This window comes from Trinickia sp. HAY1-2D (assembly GCF_056754935.1).
Genome location: NZ_JBPGWX010000002.1, coordinates 255,910 through 273,785, shown reverse-complemented (window position 1 = coordinate 273,785; position 17,876 = coordinate 255,910). Strand labels below are relative to the sequence as shown.

The window sequence follows — 17,876 nt, the reverse complement described above, 5'->3', positions numbered from 1 at the left end:
GCGTATTGCACCAGTCCGCATGCAGCAGCAAATGCGGTGCCCACCGCATAGCTCAGGCATCGGACGAACGCTGGACGTGCGCCCCCTCCGTTGCCTGTGCCGCGATTGCACCAACCCTTTCTCTGAATCGACCGAGGGCCTCAGTGGCCGCCGCAATACCGTCGGCCTCGATCAGATCGCGCAGCTCGTCGCAGCACCCTGCCTCCTCGCGCTCGCCGAGCGTCAGAAGCGCACCCTTGACGCGATGCAGCATCTGCAGCACACGGCGCGCGTCGGCCGCACGCGCCGCTTGCACGAGCCGCTGCTCGTCCTCGGTCCAGGTCGTCGCAAATACGGCGAGCAGCGCCTCGGACGGCATGCTGCGCAGCTCGTCTGACGCGGGCCGATGGTCGAGCACCGCATCGAGCGCGAGCCGCAGCGTTTCGAGCGCCAGCGGCTTGGGCAACAACCGGGCGAAACCCGAGCGCTTCGCCTCGTCGGGATCGCGCGGCGCCGCCGTGTGGGCGATCACCGGCATCGTCAGTCCCTTGCCGCGCAGCGCTGCCAGCAGGCTGCGCCCATCCATGAGCGGCATGCATAGATCGGCGAGGACGAGATCGTAGGGCTGGCGCAGGCATTCGGCGAGCGCCTGGCGACCGTCGCAGGTCAGCTCGACATGCCGGTAGCCGAGTGCCTCGAGTTGATGAGCCAGCAACGTCCGGCTGACCGGGTCGTCTTCCGCAACCAGAATGCGCGTCGCGCGATGCGCCTCACGAGGGAGCCTCGCCGGCCGGCAGACTCCCACCGAGGCGGGCAGAGGCTCGCGGCGCCCGCACTGTTCGAGGGCCAACGCCAGCATCGCCGCGGAGAGCGCCGTCACGTGGAGCGAGTCGTCGGCCCGCTGGGGATGGAGCGGGCCTCGCTCGGACACCACGATCGCATCGAGATAGGCGGAACAACGGCTGCGCCATGCCCTGGGGACGACGTTTTCATGCGAGCCGAAAACGATGATCGAGCACCCGCGTCCCGGCGTCGGCTCGCACGCGCGAGTGCCGGGCACCACGGCCACGGCTGGGCCGCAAAGCGCGCGCAGGCGGGCAACGAGCGCGTCTTGCCAGGCCGCATCGTTGCAGGCGACGACGATCTCGTCGAATCCAAATCGATCGACGGGATGTGAAGGCTCGTGTAAAGGCGCGGGTGCGGCACGCTTGAACGGCAAATAAACGCTGAATGTCGCGCCGCACCCCTCTTCGCTTTCCAGCGCGATTCGCCCGCCCATCAAGTCGACGAGCCGCCTGCACAGCGACAGTCCGAGCCCCGTCCCACCGAAGCGCCGGGCGATCGACCCATCGGCCTGAATGAACGGCTCGAAGATGCGCTCGCGTTGGTGAGCTGCGATACCCATCCCCGAATCGGCGACCGAAATCAGCACTTCCTGTGCATCGGCCGCCGCGCAGCCCATCGTTGCGCAAAGCGTGACGGCCCCGCGGTCGGTGAATTTGCAGGCGTTGCCGAGCAGGTTCGTCACGACCTGCATGACCCGCTGCGCATCGCCGTGCCAATGTCCATCGATGGCGGGATCGAGCAGACATGAAAAGCGCAGGCCCTTGTTCGTCGCGGACGGCGCAAGCGTCTGCGCGCACCGCTCCAGCACCTGAACGAGATCGAACGGCTCCACGTGCAGTTGGAGCTCGTGCGCTTCGGCCTTCGACAAATCCAGCACGTCGTCGACCAGTGCGAGCAGTCCCTCGAACGCATGGCGCACGGATGTGAGGCGCGCCGCCTGCGCGGGTGCGAGTTCCTCCATCGAAAGCAGCTCGAGATTGCCCAGTGCGCCATAAAGCGGCGTACGAATCTCGTGGCTGATGGTGGCGATGAGCATCGATTTGGCCCGGCTCGCCTGGTCCGCCGCGTTGCGCGCGCGGCGCAAGAGCCGCACTGTCTCCTTTTGCCGGCTGATGTCCGTCAAGCTGCAGAGCAGCACTTCCCGCTCGCGATAGCGCGCCCGCGACAGCGCAACGGAGAGCTCGCGCGAGCGGCCGTCGGTGCCCGCCACGGACACTTCGACCGTGCGCGCCGTTCCGCCCGGCACCGCGGCGTGGCCGGAGCGAGCGCCCCTGCGCCTCGCGCCCCGTCCCGGCGCACGCTTGCCGAGCAGGCTTTGAAAAAACCGGGTCTCGTCGGGCAAAGCGGCAAGCAGCCCGCGAGCAATGTCGTTTTGCATGATGATGCGCCGCGTCGCCGGTTCGAAGACGGTCAAGCCCACCGGTGCGGTCGCCAACACCGTTCGACCGAATGCTTCGCTTTCGAAGACACTGCGGGCACGGGCGCGCAGCGGTGCGAGCACGAGCCTGTCGATCGTCAGCACGAACCCCCACTGCACCGCGAGTAGCAACGCGGCCAGCGAGATCGTCCAGACCACGGGCTCCCTCATGTTCGCGACGATGGTATGCCAGTCGAACGCCGACACCGCGACCCAGCCTGGTCCCGGGATGCGCTGAATCATGAAGAAGTCCGCGCCGCGACGCACGAGCCGCACACGCTCGTCGGCCGAATCGAGTACCGAAGGTTTCGCCGCCAACGCATCGGCCCAATGACCGCGGCGCGGGTTCGACTCGTCGATGCCCAACAGATGGCGGCGATCGCGCGACACCATGAAGAAATCGGGATCGTGCACGGCCGGCTGAAAGAGGCGCGGAATCTGCGTGGCCGGAACGGTCACGACGAGCACGGCGATGCGCTCGTCGCCACGATAGATGGGCGCCGCATAATGCTTGACGAGCTTGCCGTACATGTCGGACTCATAAAGCGCGACCCAGAACACGCGCTCGTGCCGCAGAGTGGTGTCCTCGTGCTTGCGGAGTTCCGCGTCGACGCGTGCCACGTATTGATCGATGAGCGGCGTCACGCCCGCGTGGCCAGCCTGCTTGCGCGCGCGCTCCTCGAGCGATGGCCATACGGCGAGAAAGCGCCGGTCCTCCGTGTAGAGAAAACCGCCGATGTCGTCGGCCGCACCTTGCAGCCGCAGCAGCGAACTGGGCGAAACCTCGCGCACGAGCCGCAACAGCGCCGCGAGCCGGTTTCGATCGGCCGGTGCCGTCAGCGTCGAGAGAATCGAAAACGGCGCCGCGCCGATGTCTTCTTCGGTGTCGACGAGCCCGCCGCCGGCATCGAGCAATTCGCGATAGCGCTCGGCGGGCACCGGATCGCGCGCATGCACGTGAGCCAACGCTTCGTAGGTCTCGACCATGTGCCGCAGGCGCGCCTGATTGCGCTCGACCGACGCGTTGACGAAATCGCGCTGAGCGAGAAACGCCGCGCGCCAGTCGTCGAGGCAGCGCTCGAAGCGATGCGCGATGCCGGTGGCGGCTGCGGCGAGAATCGAGACGGTCAGCACTAGGCCGCCGCCGAACAGGAGCGCGCGGTCGTAGCGGCCTGGCAGCCCGGCTTGGCAGCGCAACGAACGACTGACTCGTTTGCGCAGGGCCGTCAGGCTGCGCCGCAACCGGAGCGTTTTCATGGGCGGCATCGGTGCGGACACGTCTGCGTGTACCGCATTCGCTGGCTAAAGGGACGACCACGCTAGCGAAAAGTCCAGGAGAGAATGCCGATTGCGAGAAATATCGGACAAAGGCGCTTTCTGATCTGAGCGCTTGATCGATTCTCAACGCTCGCGTTAATTGCACCGTTCCGACGGTCTGAGCTCACCCCTCTCCACCACCGAAGACCGCGGGCCGCTTCTCCCTGAACGCCTCGATACCTTCCCGAAAATCGGCGCTTTGATACGCGCGGCGGCGAATCTCGCTGATGCGCCCGAGCGCGCTCGCGGGCAGCGCACGCATATCGGACAAGACGCGCAATTGCTCTTTGACCGCAGCGATCGCAAGCGGCGCCTTCCCGGCGATATGCATCGCCAACTCGCGCGTCTGCGCTTCGATCCGCTCGGAAGGCACCAATTGGTCGATGAGGCCCAACCGCAATGCGTCCTGGGCCTCCACGGGCTGCGCCGTAAAGAACATCGTCTTGATCGCGCTGATACCGAGCCGATCGGTGAAGTGCAAGAGTCCAGCAGTGTTGTAGGGCAAGCCGATATTGGCCGGCGTCATCGCGAAACTTGCGCTTTCATCGGCGACGACGATGTCGCAGCTGACCACCGTTTCGACCGCACCTCCCCAAACAGAACCCTGGACCTGCGCGATCACCGGGAACGGTGCGTGCCGCAGTGCCGCAATGGCCGCTTCCAGCGCGCTGCCGTGCGCCAACGGATCGGTACCGTCGAGCGGCAATTCCCCGATGTCGTGACCTGCCGACCATGTTCCGTGCTGGAGCGTCGTTTTCAAAATCATGACGCGCATCCGCTCGCGCTCGCACAGCTGACACGCGGCCGTGATCGCCTCCAGCACCCAGTGGCTCAAGGCATTACGCTTGGTTGGGTTACTCAGCGTGACCGTGGCGACATACCCTTCCCGTTTGATTTGAACCGACGCATCGGCGGGTCCGCTAAGGGTTTCGATCTGTTCGGTCATGTTCAACTCACCTTTGGGCTCATTTCATCGGCGCGACGGCATCGTCGACGAATTCCGCAACGATCCGCGCCCGGTCGGCATCGAGCTCCGGCGCGGCCCGATACGCGCGTGAGTCCCCGATGCCCGAGACCTTGATGGGGTTGCCCGCTACGTGGAATACGCCCGCCTGGGCGTCCTTGACTTCGACGACCATGTTCCTTTCGTTCAGTTGCTCGTCGTCGACGATGTCGGCGACCGAATTGATGGGACCGCAGGGCACGCCCGCCTCTTGCAACAACGCGATCCACTCGCGCGCGCTGCGGCCGGCCAACGTGAGTTCCAATTGCTCGGTCAGTGCATCGATGTTTTCGCGCCGCAGCGCATTCGTGCGGTACCGGCTGTCATCGCGCAGGTCCGGCCGTCCCAATGCATTGCACAGCTTGTCGAACAGACCGTCGTTCGCGGCGCCGATCACGAAATACGTATCGGCCGCGTGAAATGCGCTGAACGGCGCAACGGACGGATGACGCGCGCCCTGCGCCCGCGGTACCTCGCCCGTGGCGGCATAACCGGTGAGCGCGTCTTCGAGAATCGCAACCTGGCAGTCCAGCATCGCCACATCGAGATAGCGGCCAACGCCCGTGCGCTCTCGTTCATAAAGCGCCGCGTTGATGCCGATCGCCAGATAGAGACCCGCGGTAATGTCGCCGACGGATACCCCAACACGCGTCGGCGCACCGCCCGGTTGCCCGGTCACGCTCATCAAACCGCTCATCGCTTGAACGACGATGTCGTAGGCCGGCCTGTCCTGATACGGGCCGGTCTGGCCGAAGCCGGACACGCTGCCGTAGATCAACCAGGGGTAGCGTTCGTGCAGCGTCTCATGGTCCAGGCCAAAGCGACGCATCACGCCCGGACGGAAATTCTCGACCAACACATCGGCCTGCCCAAGCAGAGCGTGCAGGATATCGCGATCGCCCGAGCGCTTGATGTCGAGCGCGATACTCTCTTTGCCGCAGTTCAAAGCCGTGAAATACGTCGATTTCCCGTTCAGAAAAGGACCGAAAGCGCGAGAGTCGTCTCCGGCGCCCGGGCGTTCGATCTTGATCACGCGGGCGCCGAGTTGCCGAAGAATCATCGTGGCGTAGGGACCGGACAGCACGCGCGTCATATCGACAACGGTAATACCGGACAACAGGCCTTTTTGTTCGATGGGCGTCGTTTCCGATTGCATGATCAGTTTCCTCGAAAGGGAAATCGATGTCGTTACCCCTTTGAAACGATCCATCGGCTCGGCGCGACATCTGCTGATCCAGTCTACTGCTGGCGGCCTGTGGGCCAGGCTAGCGAAACTGCTAGGCCCTGGGCCGCCCGCTCATACGCGTACGGAACGGCCCCGTCCTCGCCTAAACGGCAGATGCCGCGCGATGTTGAACGCAACGAGATTGCCCACCACCACGAGCAGCAGGCCGACGACGGCGGGAGCCGACCATCGGTACCCCTCGAACACCGTCGATACGGCCAGCGCGACGAACGGGAACAGCACCGTGCAGTAGGCGGCCCGGTCGGGGCCGATGCGGCCGACCAACGTCAGGTAGGTCGTGAACCCGATCACCGATCCGGGCACCGCGAGATAAGCGAGCGAGCCGAAATACCGCGCGGTCATCTCGGGCTGGAAGGAGAACCCGGCGGCAAGACTGCCGAGCGTCAACAGCGCCGCGCCGATCAGCATCGCCCAGCTGTTGGTGACCGTCGGGTGGAGGCCCATCGCCTGCATGCGGCTCGAAAACAGATTGCCGGCCGAGAACGACATCGTGCCGGCGAGCGTAATCGCAAGTCCCAGCCACATCGCCCGATCGCCGGTGTGACCCGCCATCTGCGGCGCAAAGAGACAGAGGATGCCCACGAGTCCCAACACGGCGCCGACGATGGCGCTTGGCTGCAACGGCCGCCCCATGAAAATTCGGCCGTTGATCGCATTCAAGAGCGGCGCCGTCGAAAACACGACCGCGACGAGGCCGCTCGGCACGATCTGCTCAGCGTAGTAAAAGCACAGAAAGTTGACACAGAAAAGCGCCACACCCTGACCGGCGAGCAACGGCCAGGCCTCGCGCGGCGCCTTCACGGACCGGCGCAAAAGCCGCATCAGCACGAACATGACCAACGCGGCGAGCCAGAAACGAAAGGCGATCGACACCGGCGGCGCCACGACGCCGACCTGCCACTTGATGGCAATCCAGGTCGTGCCCCAAATCAATACCGTAATGAAATAAAGCGACAGATTCATGGTCTACCATCGATCGAGGAAATAGCGAACAGCCAAAGGCCGGCTCCAGCCCCGGCTCAGCGGGGAGCGCGACACGCGCATACGGCACCCACTATCGCGCGTCGGTTTCGACGCGCGTTGTCCAGGCTTGCGGTTTTTTCGAGACGGCGGGCGACGCGTGCGGCGCGGCCCGTCTATACTCGTTGTTCCGCTCGATACCCCTTTTTTGCGCACTTTTCGATCTTCATCGTGGACGCCAGCCCGTTCCTGACTGCGCCAGCCGCCGACGAAACGCCGTTCGGCATGCATTCGGTCGGCCGCACGCTCGCCGAAGCCGATGCGACGCTGGAGCGCTTCGCGTGGCTCGGCGACCGGCTTGCGGCCGCCGTCTGGCGGCGCGTCACGGTCGAGGAGGAAACGACGTACGACAAGCCCGGCCATCACACGCTGTCGTGCTACCTCGACGGCGGCTACCGCACCGAGCGCCAAAAGTTGCCGGGGCAGTACGGCGCGCCGCAACGACTGTGCGCGCTGCCGGGCGACCACGAATCGCGCTGGTGGGTCCGCGGCCAGATGCATTTCGTGCATCTCTACTTCCTGCCGGAGCATTTCACGCGCCGTGCCGTTCAGGAACTCGATCGCGAGCCGCGCGAGCTGACGCTCGCGGACCGGACCTATTTCGAAGATGCCCGCATCGCCGCGCTCTGCCGCGGACTTGCGGCCGCACCGTGGGACGGCCCGGACGACCGGCTGCGCGCGAACGAAACGGCGCACGAGATCCTGAGCCTCCTGCTGCGCGCACAGGCGGTACGCCGCGACGACGCCACGATCAAGGGTGGGCTCGCGCCGGCCATGCGGCGGCGCCTCGTCGATTACATCGACGCGAATCTTTCTCGCACGCCTACGCTCGGCGAACTCGCTGAATTGGCGTGCCTCTCCGAATTTCATTTCTCACGCATGTTCCGGGCCTCGTTCGGGATGCCGCCTTCCTCCTGGATCGCTTTGCAGCGCCTCAATCGCGCGCGCACGCTCTTGCGCACGACGACGCTCCCCGTCGATCGGATCGCCGCCGACTGCGGCTATGCCGATGCGAGCCATTTCGGCCATCGCTTTCGTGCGGCAGTGGGCGCCGCGCCGCTCGCCTACCGGCGCGCGTTGAACGCCGATCGTGCGATGGTGAACCTCGACATCGATTGATCGCCATAGGCCTATCGCATCGATAGCGCTCAGGTCTTACAGGCCCCTGCGCGGTTTCGGCCATGCCCAATCGATGCAATCGGAACGTTCAATTGTTCTTTTCTGGCGGTACCCGTCACCATGCTTCGTATGGGCAGGCAGGAGCCTGCATACGTCGGCAGCAAAAGCATGAGGTGAACGATGACAACCGCGCAAATGCAGCTCGGCATGACCCAGCGCACGACTCGAGCGATGAGCGCCGCCCTCGCGGGCCGCATGTCGAGCCCGCGCTCGGCGCTGCTCTTTGCCGGCCCGGCCGTCGTCGCTTCGATCGCCTACATCGATCCGGGCAACTTCGCGGCGAATATCGAAGCGGGCTCGCGCTACGGCTACGCGCTGCTGTGGGTCGTTGTGATCGCCAACCTCGTCGCGATGCTGTTCCAGGCGCTCTCGGCGAAGCTCGGCATCGTCACCGGCCGCAACCTCGCCGAAATGAGCCGCGAGCACTTTTCCAAACCGGTGGTCTATGCGATGTGGGCTGTCAGCGAAATCGCTGCGATGGCAACCGATCTCGCCGAATTTCTCGGCGGCGCCATCGGTATTTCGCTGCTGTTTCACTTGCCGCTCATGGCCGGAATGGTCATCACGGGCATCGTCACCTATGCGATTCTCGGCGCTGAAAAACGAGGCTTCCGCCCGCTCGAGCTCATCATCGGCGGGCTCGTCGCCGCCGTGGCGCTCGCTTATATCGTCGAACTGTCCATCGTCGATGTGGCATGGACCGACGCCGCCCGCGGCGCGCTCGTCCCGACGTTGAGCGGCAACGGCGCAGTAGGCGTGGCTGTCGCAATGCTGGGCGCCACGATCATGCCGCATGCCATTTATCTGCATTCGGGGCTCACGCAACAACGCGCGCCGGCACATAACGATGCGCAACGCAGCAGGCTTGTGCGGTTCTCGAATCGCGAGGTGGTGATCGCGCTCTCGATCGCAGGCCTCGTCAACATGGCGATGATCGTCATGGCCGCGGCCGCATTTCACAACGGGCACACCGATATCGTCGAGATCGGGGCCGCCTATCGCAGCCTCGCGCCGCTGTTCGGCGCGGGCGCCGCGGCCGTCTTTCTGATTGCGTTGATCGCCTCGGGCGTATCGAGCTCCGTGGTCGGCACGATGGCCGGGCAGATGGTCATGCAAGGCTTCGTCGGGTTTCGGATACCCGTCGGCGTGCGGCGGCTCGCGACGATGGCGCCGGCTTTCGTCGTCGTGGCGCTCGGCGTCAATGCGACCGACGCGCTCGTCTATAGTCAGATGGCGCTGAGCTTCGCGCTGCCCGTGCCGATGATCGCGCTCGTCGTTTTCACGAGCCGCCGCGACATCATGGGACGTTTCGTCAACAGCCGGCTCGTGAGCGCGGGGGCAATCGTCGCAACGGCCGCCATCGTCGCACTGAACGTGGGGCTCGTGCTCCAAACCGGCTTGAAAGCAATTTAAAGCGGTTTAAAGCGATTGAAAGTCGAGCGGTGTCGATTCCGGCCGCCGTCGTTCGTCGTGTAGGATCGGGGACGCCGTCCCCTTTCTACCGGAGATTGCCATGTCGACCCATACCGTTCGCCTTCACCGTGTTCTGCGCGCCACGCCCGAGCGCGTCTACCGCGCGTTCCTCGACGCAGCCGCCATGAGCAAGTGGCTGCCCCCGCACGGATTCACTTGTAGCGTCCATGAGATGGATGCCAAGGTGGGTGGCAGCTATCGGATGTCGTTCACGAACTTCACGACGGGCGGCGGCCATTCATTCGGCGGGGAATATCTGGAACTCGTGCCGAACGAGCTCATTCGCTATACCGCCAAATTCGACGACCCCAATTTGCCCGGCACGATGCAGACGACAGTGTCGCTGCGGCAGGTGAGCTGCGGGACCGAATTGACCGTCGTTCAGGAAGGCATCCCTTCGGTCGTTCCCAACGAAGGCTGCTATCTCGGTTGGCAGGAGTCGCTCTCGCTGTTGACGTTGCTCGTCGAGCCGGAAATCCGACAGTAGCGCTCGAAGATTCGGGGCCTTGTCCGCCAGCTATCCGGCACCCGTTCGGCGCCCCGCTCGACCCTCCACGCCAGCGGCCGGGACAGCACTTTTGAACAAGACGGGACCACGGTGCCGCCGACTATACTGACTCGATCGTCAATCTTCGATATCGACAGACAGGTCACCGTCATGCCCCATTATCTTTGCTACGAGCAGCCCGGTCTGCTCGAGTTCGATACCGTCATCGTCGACGCGCGCCCGGGTGCTGTCGTGCTCGCGCAATCCGCGCTGCATCCGGGCGGTGGCGGGCAGGTCTCGGATGCCGCAACGCTCGTCCATCAGCACGGCACGGTGCGCGTAACGAGCGTGTCGCTCGAACGCGGCCGCTATTGGCACATTCTCGATGCGCCGCTCGAGCTCGCGGGTAACGTTCATGTATCGATCGATGCGCAGCGGCGTTCGACCCTCGCGCAATTGCACACCGCGACGCATATCCTCAATGCACTCGTCTACCAGGAGTTTGCCGGTGCGCTCGTCACGGGCGCGCAGATCAATGCCGATGGCGTGGCGCGGATGGACTTCGATCTGCCCGAGGCCGATAACGATCTGCTTCGAGCGCTCGAGCACCCGATCAACGAAATCATTCGCCAGGGGCTCGATGTTCGAACGCGATACGTGCCGACACGCGAAGCGCAGGCCACACCGGGCCTCATCCGTAGCCTGTCTGTCGCCCCGCCGCCTACGGACGACGGCATGATTCGCATCGTCGAAATCGGCGAGCTCGATCGGCAAGCGTGCGGCGGCACGCATCTGTCCAATACCGCACAATCGCGCCCGATTCGCCTCACCAAGATCGAGAACAAAGGGCGGCGAAACAGGCGCGTGCGGATCGAGCTCACGTAAGCGCGGGTCCTTCGGCGGAGCAACGACGATGGCAACTGGAAATCGCGCAGCGCGCGAAGAGCTGACGTACCGGCGGGACGGCGCACTCGAAGGCGCAGCGTTGGCGACGGCGCGTTATGGCGCGCATGAATTCGACCGGCACGTGCACGACGAACTCGTCATCGTCATGACCGAATTCGGCGGCGGCCAGTGCATCACGCGCGCCGGCAGCGACGTGTCCGGCCCAGGGACGGTCTGGGTCTTCGCGCCCGGTGAATATCATTGCGGCGAAGTCTGGGACGAAAAGGCCTGGCACTACCGCGCGATTTATCTCGACATGCAAGGGCTCGCCGCACTCAGCGCGGTTTTCAACGAGGAGTCGCGCGACGACCGCTTACTGCATATTCCGCCCGGCCTCTATCGCGACGAGCAGCTCTGCTCGCTGCTCCTGAAAGCGCACACCAGTCTCGACGAGAACGCCGGCACGCCATTGATGGAACGGCAGGCGCATTGGTGGGCCGCGATGGGCATGCTGTTCGGACGATACGGTCAACCCAAGCCGAGCGAAAGCCACGGCGGACGCGAGGGTCACAGAATGGCGAAGGTGAAGGACTACCTCGCCGCGCAATTCCAGCGCGATATTCCGATCGACGAGTTGGCCCGGCTCGTCGGCCTGAGCCGCTATCACCTGATGCGCGCGTTTTGCAAAGAGTATGGATTGCCGCCTCACGCTTATGTCAATCAACTGCGGCTGATCGCGGCAAAGCAATGGCTCGCGGCCGGCCGCAGCGCGGCCGACGCGGCCGTGAGCGCGGGGTTTTACGATCAGAGCCACCTCAATCGCGTATTCAAGAAGGCTTACGGGATCACGCCGGGCGCCTATGCGGCACTGAGACCGGCGCTTTGAGCGTGATTCAGATACGTTTTCAAACGGCTTCGAATACGGCGGTCATCACACCAAGCCGATCCTGCATCAGGTTCTTTCCCAGATTGGTGGTGAACTCCAGAAAGTCCGGCCCCATCACCACGCCGAGATTGGGCGAAGGCGGTGCGCCCGACGCGCGCAATTGCGTGATCCAGGCCTTGGCGGCATCGCTATCGTCCCGCGACATGAGCGTGCGAAAGCCCGCAGATTCGATGGCTTCGCGCGTGGCATCCGCCGTCATCAGAAAGCTGGTGGCCGACGTTCTCGCCCATGGAACCGGGTAATGCGGATCGCCGTTTTTCAGCACGACATCGTAGGTTGCAAACTTGCCGCCCAGTTTCAGCACGCGCCGGATATTGTCGTAGAGCCGCGGCCGATCCGCGATGTTCATCGCCACATGCTGCAGCAGCGCGACATCGAATTGGCCTCGATCGAACGGCAGATCGAGCGCGCTACCCGTTTCGAACGATACCCGCGCGGTTTGTCCCGTGCGCTCGGTCAAGTAGCGTGCGGCATCGACGAACGGCTCGCTGAGGTCGATACCGACCACTCTGCAGCCATGCGTTGCAGCCAGAAAGCGTGCGGGGCCGCCGATGCCCGAACCGATATCGAGAACCCGCATGTCGGCGCGAATATCGGTCAACTCGCCAAGTTCGGCGGTCGCGGCAAGACCCCGCGTATGGAATTGATCGAGCGAAGCGAGCCGCTGGGGCGCGAGCAGCTCATCGTCGGGCCCGAGTGCCATGAGCGTGGCCGTCAGCCGCGCCCTCAGACCCGTCGCGCGATAGTGGTCGCGCACATCATTGAGTACGTCAGTCATTGCGAGCTCCTCGTTGGATGGTGAGGTGTACCGTACGCTCGCAATGCTGTTCGATAAAGCGCCTGAATCTATATAGATAGTGAAGCGCGATTACCCAATTGCCTCGCGCTTCGCTTCAGCCGTCGCGGAAGATAAAGCTGTATGCGCTCAGCGCCGGCACGCCGCCCAGATGCGCATAAAGCACCTTCGAGCCAGGCTCGAATTCGCCGCGACGCACTTTATCGATCATGCCGTGCATCGACTTGCCTTCATAGACCGGGTCCGTCAGCACGCCTTCGAACCGCGCGCACAGACGGATCGCCTCGAGCGTGCCCTCGTTCGGCAAACCGTATTCCGGGCCGCCATAACGCGTGTCGAGAATCACGTCCTTCTCCGTGATGTCGCGTCCGAGATCGACGAGTTCGGCCGTATGGCGCGCGATGCGCGTGATTTGCGCATGGGTCTTTTCGGGGGTGGCCGAGGCGTCGATACCGATGACGCGATCCGCACGGCCGTCCGCAGCAAAACCCACGACCATCCCCGCTTGGGTGCTACCCGTCACCGAGCAGACGACGATGTAGTCGAACTTGAAGCCCAGCTCCGCTTCCTGCTGCCGCACTTCCTCGGCAAAGCCGACGAACCCGAGCCCGCCGAACGGATGTTCGGAGCAACCGGCCGGAATCGGATACGGCTTGCCGCCGGCCTTGCTCACGCTCTCGAGCGCCTCCTCCCAACTCGGACGGATACCGATGTCGAAGCCGTCCGGGGCGAGCCGCACGTCCGCGCCCATGATGCGCGACATCTGGATGTTGCCTACGCGGTCATAAACGGCGTCGGAATAGTTCACCCAGTTTTCCTGCACGAGGACGCACTTCATACCCAGATGCGCGGCAACCGCAGCCACCTGACGTGTCTGGTTCGACTGAATACCGCCGATCGATACGAGCGTGTCGCAACCTTGTTCGAGCGCGTCGGGGATCAGGTACTCGAGCTTGCGCGTCTTGTTGCCGCCGAACGCCAGGCCGCTGTTGCAGTCTTCCCGCTTGGCATACAGCTGCACCTTGCCGCCCAGATGTTCGCTCAAGCGCTCGAGCGGTTGAATCGGCGTCGGCCCGAATGTCAGCGGGTAACGAGGGAAGCGTTTGAGATTCATCGAATGTCTCCGGAAAGGGTGCGACAAGGTATTCGTCGGAAGGTGACCGCCTGGCGGCGCATCGCATAGGGAAAATGATAGGGGGATGGCCGCGAAATGAGCTTGCGAAATAAATGGCGATGACCTACGTTAGGAGGCCTCTGCCCCCTCTGTGCGAACTTTAACTTCGCAAAAACGCAATCTGACGAAATGAAATTAAGCCCGGAATCCAGTCCCGCGTTGGACGCTCAGCCCGCATTGGATCGGATCGATCGCGCCATCCTCAAGCAGCTTCAGCAAGACGCGTCCATCTCGAACGTGAGCCTCGCGGCGAAAGTCAAACTGAGCGCACCCGCGTGCCTGCGGCGCGTCGAACGTTTGAAGGAAATGGGCCTGATACGCGGGATCGTGGCACTGCTCGATCCGAAAGCGCTGGGCATGGGGATGCTCGTCGTCATCGGCTTCGTGCTGGATCGCTCGACGCCCGAAGCGTTCACCGCGTTCGAGAAAGCGGCGCAGAAGGTATCGGGGTGCGTGGAATGCCACGTCGTGACGGGCGAATTCGATTACTTCATGCTCGTACGCACGCGCGACAACGAGAGCTTCAACCGGTTGCACGCCGAGCAATTGCTCTATCTCCCCGGCGTGCGGCAGGTACGCAGCTTCATGGTGCTGAAGGAGATTCTGTCGACGCATGCGTTGCCGCTGTGACGCACGCGTCGGACCATCGATTTCAACGAGCCGTGTTAGCGGCTACGCGGCGGCCGGGGGTCGCTCAGGCACTCAGCGTTGCCACGGTGCGAGGTTCGCCGCAGACACTTTCCCATAACGCTCGCGCGCGGTATGGACCACGCTGGGATCGAGCTCGCCCTCGTCCGCCAAGGCCTTCAATGCGGCCACCACGATGCTGGCTCGGTCGACTTCGAAAAACGCCCGAAGCTCTTGCCGTGTATCGCTGCGGCCAAAGCCATCGGTGCCCAGCGTGACATATCGGCGCGGCACGTACGCGCGGATCGATTCGGGTACCGCGCGAACATAATCGGTCGCGGCAATCACCGGCCCGCGCGATCCCTCGAGCGCCGAGCTCACGTATGGCACGGCGGGAGCATCGCCAAGCCTTGCGCGCCGCTCGGCCGCGATTCCATCGCGCTGCAACTCGACGAAGCTCGTCACGCTCCAGACGCCCGCATCGATTTCCCACTCTTCTTTCAACATGCGTTGCGCCGCGATGACTTCGGAGAGGATTGCCCCCGAGCCGAGCAGTTGCACGCGTGCCGTTTGCTGCAACACGGGCGAGAGCGGATAGAGGCCTCGGAGGATGCCGTCGCGCAGTGCCTGCGGATCGCCCTCCGGCAACGACGGTTGCGCGTAGTTCTCGTTCGTCACCGTCACGTAATAGAACACGTCGCGCTGTTGCTCGACCATCTCGCGCATCCCCGCATCGACGATCGTTGCCACTTCATAAGCGAAGGCCGGATCGTAGGCACGGCAGTTCGGAATCGTCGATGCCGCGAGGTGACTCGTGCCGTCCTGATGCTGCAAGCCTTCGCCACCCAGCGTCGTACGGCCCGATGTCGCGCCGATGAGAAAGCCTCGGGCGCGCTGATCGGCCGCTGCCCATATCAGGTCGCCGATGCGCTGAAAACCGAACATCGAGTAGTAGATGTAAAACGGCAGCATCGGCAGGTCATGCACGCTGTAGGCCGTCGCGGCGGCGATCCACGACGAGATGGCGCCCGCTTCGGAAATCCCTTCCTCGAGAATCTGCCCGCGCGTGTCTTCGCGGTAGTACAGCATCGAGCCGAGATCCTCCGGCTCGTAACGCTGCCCGAGCGGCGAGTAGATCCCAACCTGCCGGAACATGTTGGCCATGCCGAACGTACGCGCTTCATCAGCGACGATCGGCACCACGCGCGAACCGATTTCGCCCTCCTTGAGCAACGCGGTCAGCATGCGCACGAGCGCCATCGTCGTCGACATCTCGCGGCCGGCCGCCTCGAGCGCGAATGCTCCCCAGGTCGGCATCGAAGGGACGGTCAGCCCCTTCGATGCCACTTTCCGCCTTCTGGGCAGAAAGCCTCCAAGGGCAGCCCGGCGCGCATGCAGGTATTGCATTTCCGGGCTGTCTTCCGCTGGCTTGTAAAAGGTCAGCCGCTCGACGTCCTCGTCCGACAGCGGCAGTTCAAAGCGATCGCGAAACGTCTTCAGATCGTCGACGTCGAGCTTTTTTTGTTGATGCGTCGTCATGCGGCCCTGCCCCGCCGTGCCCATTCCGAAGCCTTTCATCGTCTTGGCGAGAATCACGGTCGGCTGGCCCCGGTGCGCAAGGGCGCGCGCATAGGCCGCGTGCAGCTTGCGCGCGTCGTGACCGCCGCGCCGCAGGCGGTCGATCTCGGCATCGGAGAGCTCGGCAGCGAGCGCGGTAAGCGCCGGGTTACGACTGAAAAAACGCGCGCGGTTGTACGCGCCGTCGTTGGCGGAGAACGTCTGGAACTGCCCGTCGACGGTCTCGGCGAACGCTCGGGCCAGCGCGCCGGCATGGTCGCGCGCGAAGAGCGGGTCCCAATCCGAGCCCCACAGCACTTTGATGACGTTCCAGCCCGCGCCGGCAAAGAGCGCCTCGAGCTCGTCGATGATGCGGCCGTTGCCGCGCACTGGGCCGTCGAGCCGTTGAAGGTTGCAGTTGATGACGAACACGAGGTTGTCGAGCCCTTCGCGCGCGGCCAGTGAAAGCGCACCGATCGACTCGGGCTCGTCCATCTCGCCATCGCCGAAGAAGCCCCACACCGTTCGGCCTTCCGTGCGCGCGAGCCCGCGGTTGTGCAGGTAGCGCATGAAGCGCGCCTGATAGATCGAGTTGATCGGGCCGATGCCCATCGAGCCCGTCGGAAACTGCCAGAACTCGGGCATCAGCCACGGATGCGGATACGAACAAAGCCCAGGGCCCGCGATTTCCCGGCGGTAATGCCGCAGGTGGTCCTCGCTCAGGAAGCCCTCGAGATAGGCGCGTGCATAGACACCCGGTGACGAATGCGGCTGAAAGTAGACGAGGTCTCCGCCCGAGCCCTCCCCGCCTTCGGGCTGCGCCGCGCGAAAGAAGTGATTGAAACCGACTTCGAACAGATCCGACGCCGACGCATAGCTGGCGATATGTCCGCCCAGTTCGCCATAGGCGCGATTCGCGCGCACGACCATCGCCAGTGCGTTCCAGCGCAGCGCGGCCGAGAGCCGGGCTTCGATCTCGAGATCGCCCGGGTAAGGAGGCTGTTCGGCAACCGGGATCGTATTCACGTAGGGCGTGACGCGTGACGGTGCCCGTGCGAGGCCCTGCGTATATGCGTGGTCGGTCAGACGGTCGAGCAGGAATTGCGCGCGGTCCTTGCCCACGTGAGCGACGATGGCGTCGAGTGCTTCGAGCCATTCGGCCGTTTCCTGGGGATCGTCGTCCAGCGGCACAGCGCTGGCTCGTTTCGTTTCCTCGATACCGCTCGATAAGTCCGTCATAGCAGGTCTGCCTCCGGCGCGCCGGCTAGGGGAGGCGCGCATCGATGGGGAATCATCGTACCCGGCATCGTGCAGAATTTGCGTTTGTTCTAACTGTGAATTCCTCTTCGGATAGTGTAAATATTCTGTTTTATCGATCGATTCCGGAATGTTTCGACTATGACCACGAATACGAGGCGCCTCGACCGCATCGACATCGGCATCCTCAACCAACTGCAACAGAACGCGCGGATCACGAATGCCGAGTTGGCGCGCTCGGTCAACCTGTCGCCAACGCCGTGCTTCAATCGCGTCCGTGCGCTCGAAAAGCTCGGGCTGTTCAAGCAACAGGTGACGCTGCTCGATCCCGAGCCGCTTGGCCTGAGCATCAATGTGTTCATTCAGGTCAGCCTCGAAAAGCAGGTCGAACATGCGCTGCGGCGGTTCGAGCAGGCAATCTCCGAGCAGCCCGAGGTCATGGAGTGCTATCTGATGTCGGGGGACGCCGACTATCTATTGCGAGTGGTGATGCCCGATATGCGCGCGTTGGAGCGCTTCATCATCGAGCGGTTGACGACCATTCCCGGTGTGTCGAACATCCGGTCGAGCTTTGCGCTCAAGCAGGTGCGCTATAAAACGGCGCTGCCGTTGCCGGCGGCGGGGCTGACGCTGGTCGAGCCGTAAGCCCTGCAGCAGGTGGCGCGCA

At 64.0% G+C, this 17,876-nt stretch carries 14 protein-coding genes; 7 read left to right on the top strand and 7 right to left on the bottom strand.

Annotated features, from left to right (window positions below; genetic code table 11):
* Positions 1-52: 52 nt before the first annotated feature.
* The 4 genes from ACR9ZC_RS08180 to ACR9ZC_RS08165 all read right to left on the bottom strand — a co-directional run bounded on the left by ACR9ZC_RS08180 (position 53) and on the right by ACR9ZC_RS08165 (position 6,771).
* Positions 53-3,499, bottom strand: coding sequence for an ATP-binding protein (locus ACR9ZC_RS08180; RefSeq protein WP_481579933.1), 3,447 nt, complete (start codon positions 3,497-3,499; stop codon positions 53-55).
* Between the two features lie 184 nt (positions 3,500-3,683).
* The gene (gene scpB / locus ACR9ZC_RS08175; protein WP_481579932.1) at positions 3,684-4,505 is read right to left on the bottom strand and encodes a methylmalonyl-CoA decarboxylase; all 822 of its coding nucleotides are present in this window, start codon (positions 4,503-4,505) and stop codon (positions 3,684-3,686) included.
* Positions 4,506-4,524: 19 nt separating this feature from the next.
* Positions 4,525-5,718: a CaiB/BaiF CoA transferase family protein gene (locus tag ACR9ZC_RS08170; RefSeq protein WP_481579931.1), complete on the bottom strand. Its 1,194-nt coding sequence runs from the start codon at positions 5,716-5,718 to the stop codon at positions 4,525-4,527.
* Positions 5,719-5,859: 141 nt separating this feature from the next.
* Positions 5,860-6,771, bottom strand: a complete 912-nt coding sequence (locus tag ACR9ZC_RS08165; protein WP_440559422.1) for a DMT family transporter — start codon at positions 6,769-6,771, stop codon at positions 5,860-5,862.
* Positions 6,772-7,053: 282 nt separating this feature from the next.
* Here ACR9ZC_RS08165 and ACR9ZC_RS08160 point away from each other — a divergent pair, with 282 nt between their 5' ends.
* The 5 genes from ACR9ZC_RS08160 to ACR9ZC_RS08140 all read left to right on the top strand — a co-directional run bounded on the left by ACR9ZC_RS08160 (position 7,054) and on the right by ACR9ZC_RS08140 (position 11,738).
* A complete protein-coding gene (locus tag ACR9ZC_RS08160; RefSeq protein WP_481582622.1) occupies positions 7,054-7,947 on the top strand; it encodes a helix-turn-helix domain-containing protein in 894 nt (297 codons plus the stop codon).
* 180 nt (positions 7,948-8,127) lie between these two features.
* On the top strand, positions 8,128-9,420 hold the full coding sequence (locus tag ACR9ZC_RS08155) for an Nramp family divalent metal transporter (RefSeq protein WP_481579930.1): 1,293 nt from the start codon (positions 8,128-8,130) through the stop codon (positions 9,418-9,420).
* 100 nt (positions 9,421-9,520) lie between these two features.
* Complete coding sequence (locus ACR9ZC_RS08150) at positions 9,521-9,967, top strand: SRPBCC family protein (RefSeq protein ID WP_481579929.1); 447 nt, start codon at positions 9,521-9,523, stop codon at positions 9,965-9,967.
* Positions 9,968-10,138: 171 nt separating this feature from the next.
* On the top strand, positions 10,139-10,852 hold the full coding sequence (locus tag ACR9ZC_RS08145; RefSeq protein ID WP_481579928.1) for an alanyl-tRNA editing protein: 714 nt from the start codon (positions 10,139-10,141) through the stop codon (positions 10,850-10,852).
* Positions 10,853-10,880: 28 nt separating this feature from the next.
* Positions 10,881-11,738, top strand: coding sequence for an AraC family transcriptional regulator (locus ACR9ZC_RS08140; RefSeq protein ID WP_481579927.1), 858 nt, complete (start codon positions 10,881-10,883; stop codon positions 11,736-11,738).
* Positions 11,739-11,757: 19 nt separating this feature from the next.
* Here ACR9ZC_RS08140 and ACR9ZC_RS08135 read toward each other — a convergent pair whose 3' ends face one another.
* The gene (locus ACR9ZC_RS08135; RefSeq protein ID WP_481579926.1) at positions 11,758-12,576 is read right to left on the bottom strand and encodes a class I SAM-dependent methyltransferase; all 819 of its coding nucleotides are present in this window, start codon (positions 12,574-12,576) and stop codon (positions 11,758-11,760) included.
* 115 nt (positions 12,577-12,691) lie between these two features.
* Positions 12,692-13,708: a 1-aminocyclopropane-1-carboxylate deaminase gene (locus tag ACR9ZC_RS08130; protein ID WP_481579925.1), complete on the bottom strand. Its 1,017-nt coding sequence runs from the start codon at positions 13,706-13,708 to the stop codon at positions 12,692-12,694.
* A 189-nt stretch (positions 13,709-13,897) separates the two neighbouring features.
* Between ACR9ZC_RS08130 and ACR9ZC_RS08125 the strand changes: the two genes are divergently transcribed.
* Entirely contained in the window at positions 13,898-14,398 is a 501-nt protein-coding gene (locus ACR9ZC_RS08125; protein ID WP_331566750.1) for an Lrp/AsnC family transcriptional regulator, read from the top strand.
* A 72-nt stretch (positions 14,399-14,470) separates the two neighbouring features.
* On the opposite strand, the gene mdeB is transcribed toward ACR9ZC_RS08125, so the two are convergent.
* Entirely contained in the window at positions 14,471-17,191 is a 2,721-nt protein-coding gene (mdeB, locus tag ACR9ZC_RS08120) for an alpha-ketoglutarate dehydrogenase (RefSeq protein WP_481579924.1), read from the bottom strand.
* A 159-nt stretch (positions 17,192-17,350) separates the two neighbouring features.
* Between mdeB and ACR9ZC_RS08115 the strand changes: the two genes are divergently transcribed.
* Positions 17,351-17,854 carry an Lrp/AsnC family transcriptional regulator gene (locus ACR9ZC_RS08115; RefSeq protein ID WP_173259663.1) on the top strand — a complete coding sequence of 168 codons (504 nt, stop codon included), beginning with the start codon at positions 17,351-17,353 and terminating at the stop codon, positions 17,852-17,854.
* Positions 17,855-17,876 lie beyond the last annotated feature (22 nt).

Excerpts from the sequence above, each read along its gene's own strand:
- ACR9ZC_RS08180 (WP_481579933.1), bottom strand. The coding sequence starts at position 3,499 with ATGAAAACGCTCCGGTTGCGGCGCAGCCTGACGGCCCTGCGCAAACGA.
- scpB (WP_481579932.1), bottom strand. The coding sequence starts at position 4,505 with ATGACCGAACAGATCGAAACCCTTAGCGGACCCGCCGATGCGTCGGTT.
- ACR9ZC_RS08170 (WP_481579931.1), bottom strand. The coding sequence starts at position 5,718 with ATGCAATCGGAAACGACGCCCATCGAACAAAAAGGCCTGTTGTCCGGT.
- ACR9ZC_RS08165 (WP_440559422.1), bottom strand. The coding sequence starts at position 6,771 with ATGAATCTGTCGCTTTATTTCATTACGGTATTGATTTGGGGCACGACC.
- ACR9ZC_RS08160 (WP_481582622.1), top strand. The coding sequence starts at position 7,054 with ATGCATTCGGTCGGCCGCACGCTCGCCGAAGCCGATGCGACGCTGGAG.
- ACR9ZC_RS08155 (WP_481579930.1), top strand. The coding sequence starts at position 8,128 with ATGACAACCGCGCAAATGCAGCTCGGCATGACCCAGCGCACGACTCGA.
- ACR9ZC_RS08150 (WP_481579929.1), top strand. The coding sequence starts at position 9,521 with ATGTCGACCCATACCGTTCGCCTTCACCGTGTTCTGCGCGCCACGCCC.
- ACR9ZC_RS08145 (WP_481579928.1), top strand. The coding sequence starts at position 10,139 with ATGCCCCATTATCTTTGCTACGAGCAGCCCGGTCTGCTCGAGTTCGAT.
- ACR9ZC_RS08140 (WP_481579927.1), top strand. The coding sequence starts at position 10,881 with ATGGCAACTGGAAATCGCGCAGCGCGCGAAGAGCTGACGTACCGGCGG.
- ACR9ZC_RS08135 (WP_481579926.1), bottom strand. The coding sequence starts at position 12,576 with ATGACTGACGTACTCAATGATGTGCGCGACCACTATCGCGCGACGGGT.
- ACR9ZC_RS08130 (WP_481579925.1), bottom strand. The coding sequence starts at position 13,708 with ATGAATCTCAAACGCTTCCCTCGTTACCCGCTGACATTCGGGCCGACG.
- ACR9ZC_RS08125 (WP_331566750.1), top strand. The coding sequence starts at position 13,898 with ATGAAATTAAGCCCGGAATCCAGTCCCGCGTTGGACGCTCAGCCCGCA.
- mdeB (WP_481579924.1), bottom strand. The coding sequence starts at position 17,191 with ATGACGGACTTATCGAGCGGTATCGAGGAAACGAAACGAGCCAGCGCT.
- ACR9ZC_RS08115 (WP_173259663.1), top strand. The coding sequence starts at position 17,351 with ATGACCACGAATACGAGGCGCCTCGACCGCATCGACATCGGCATCCTC.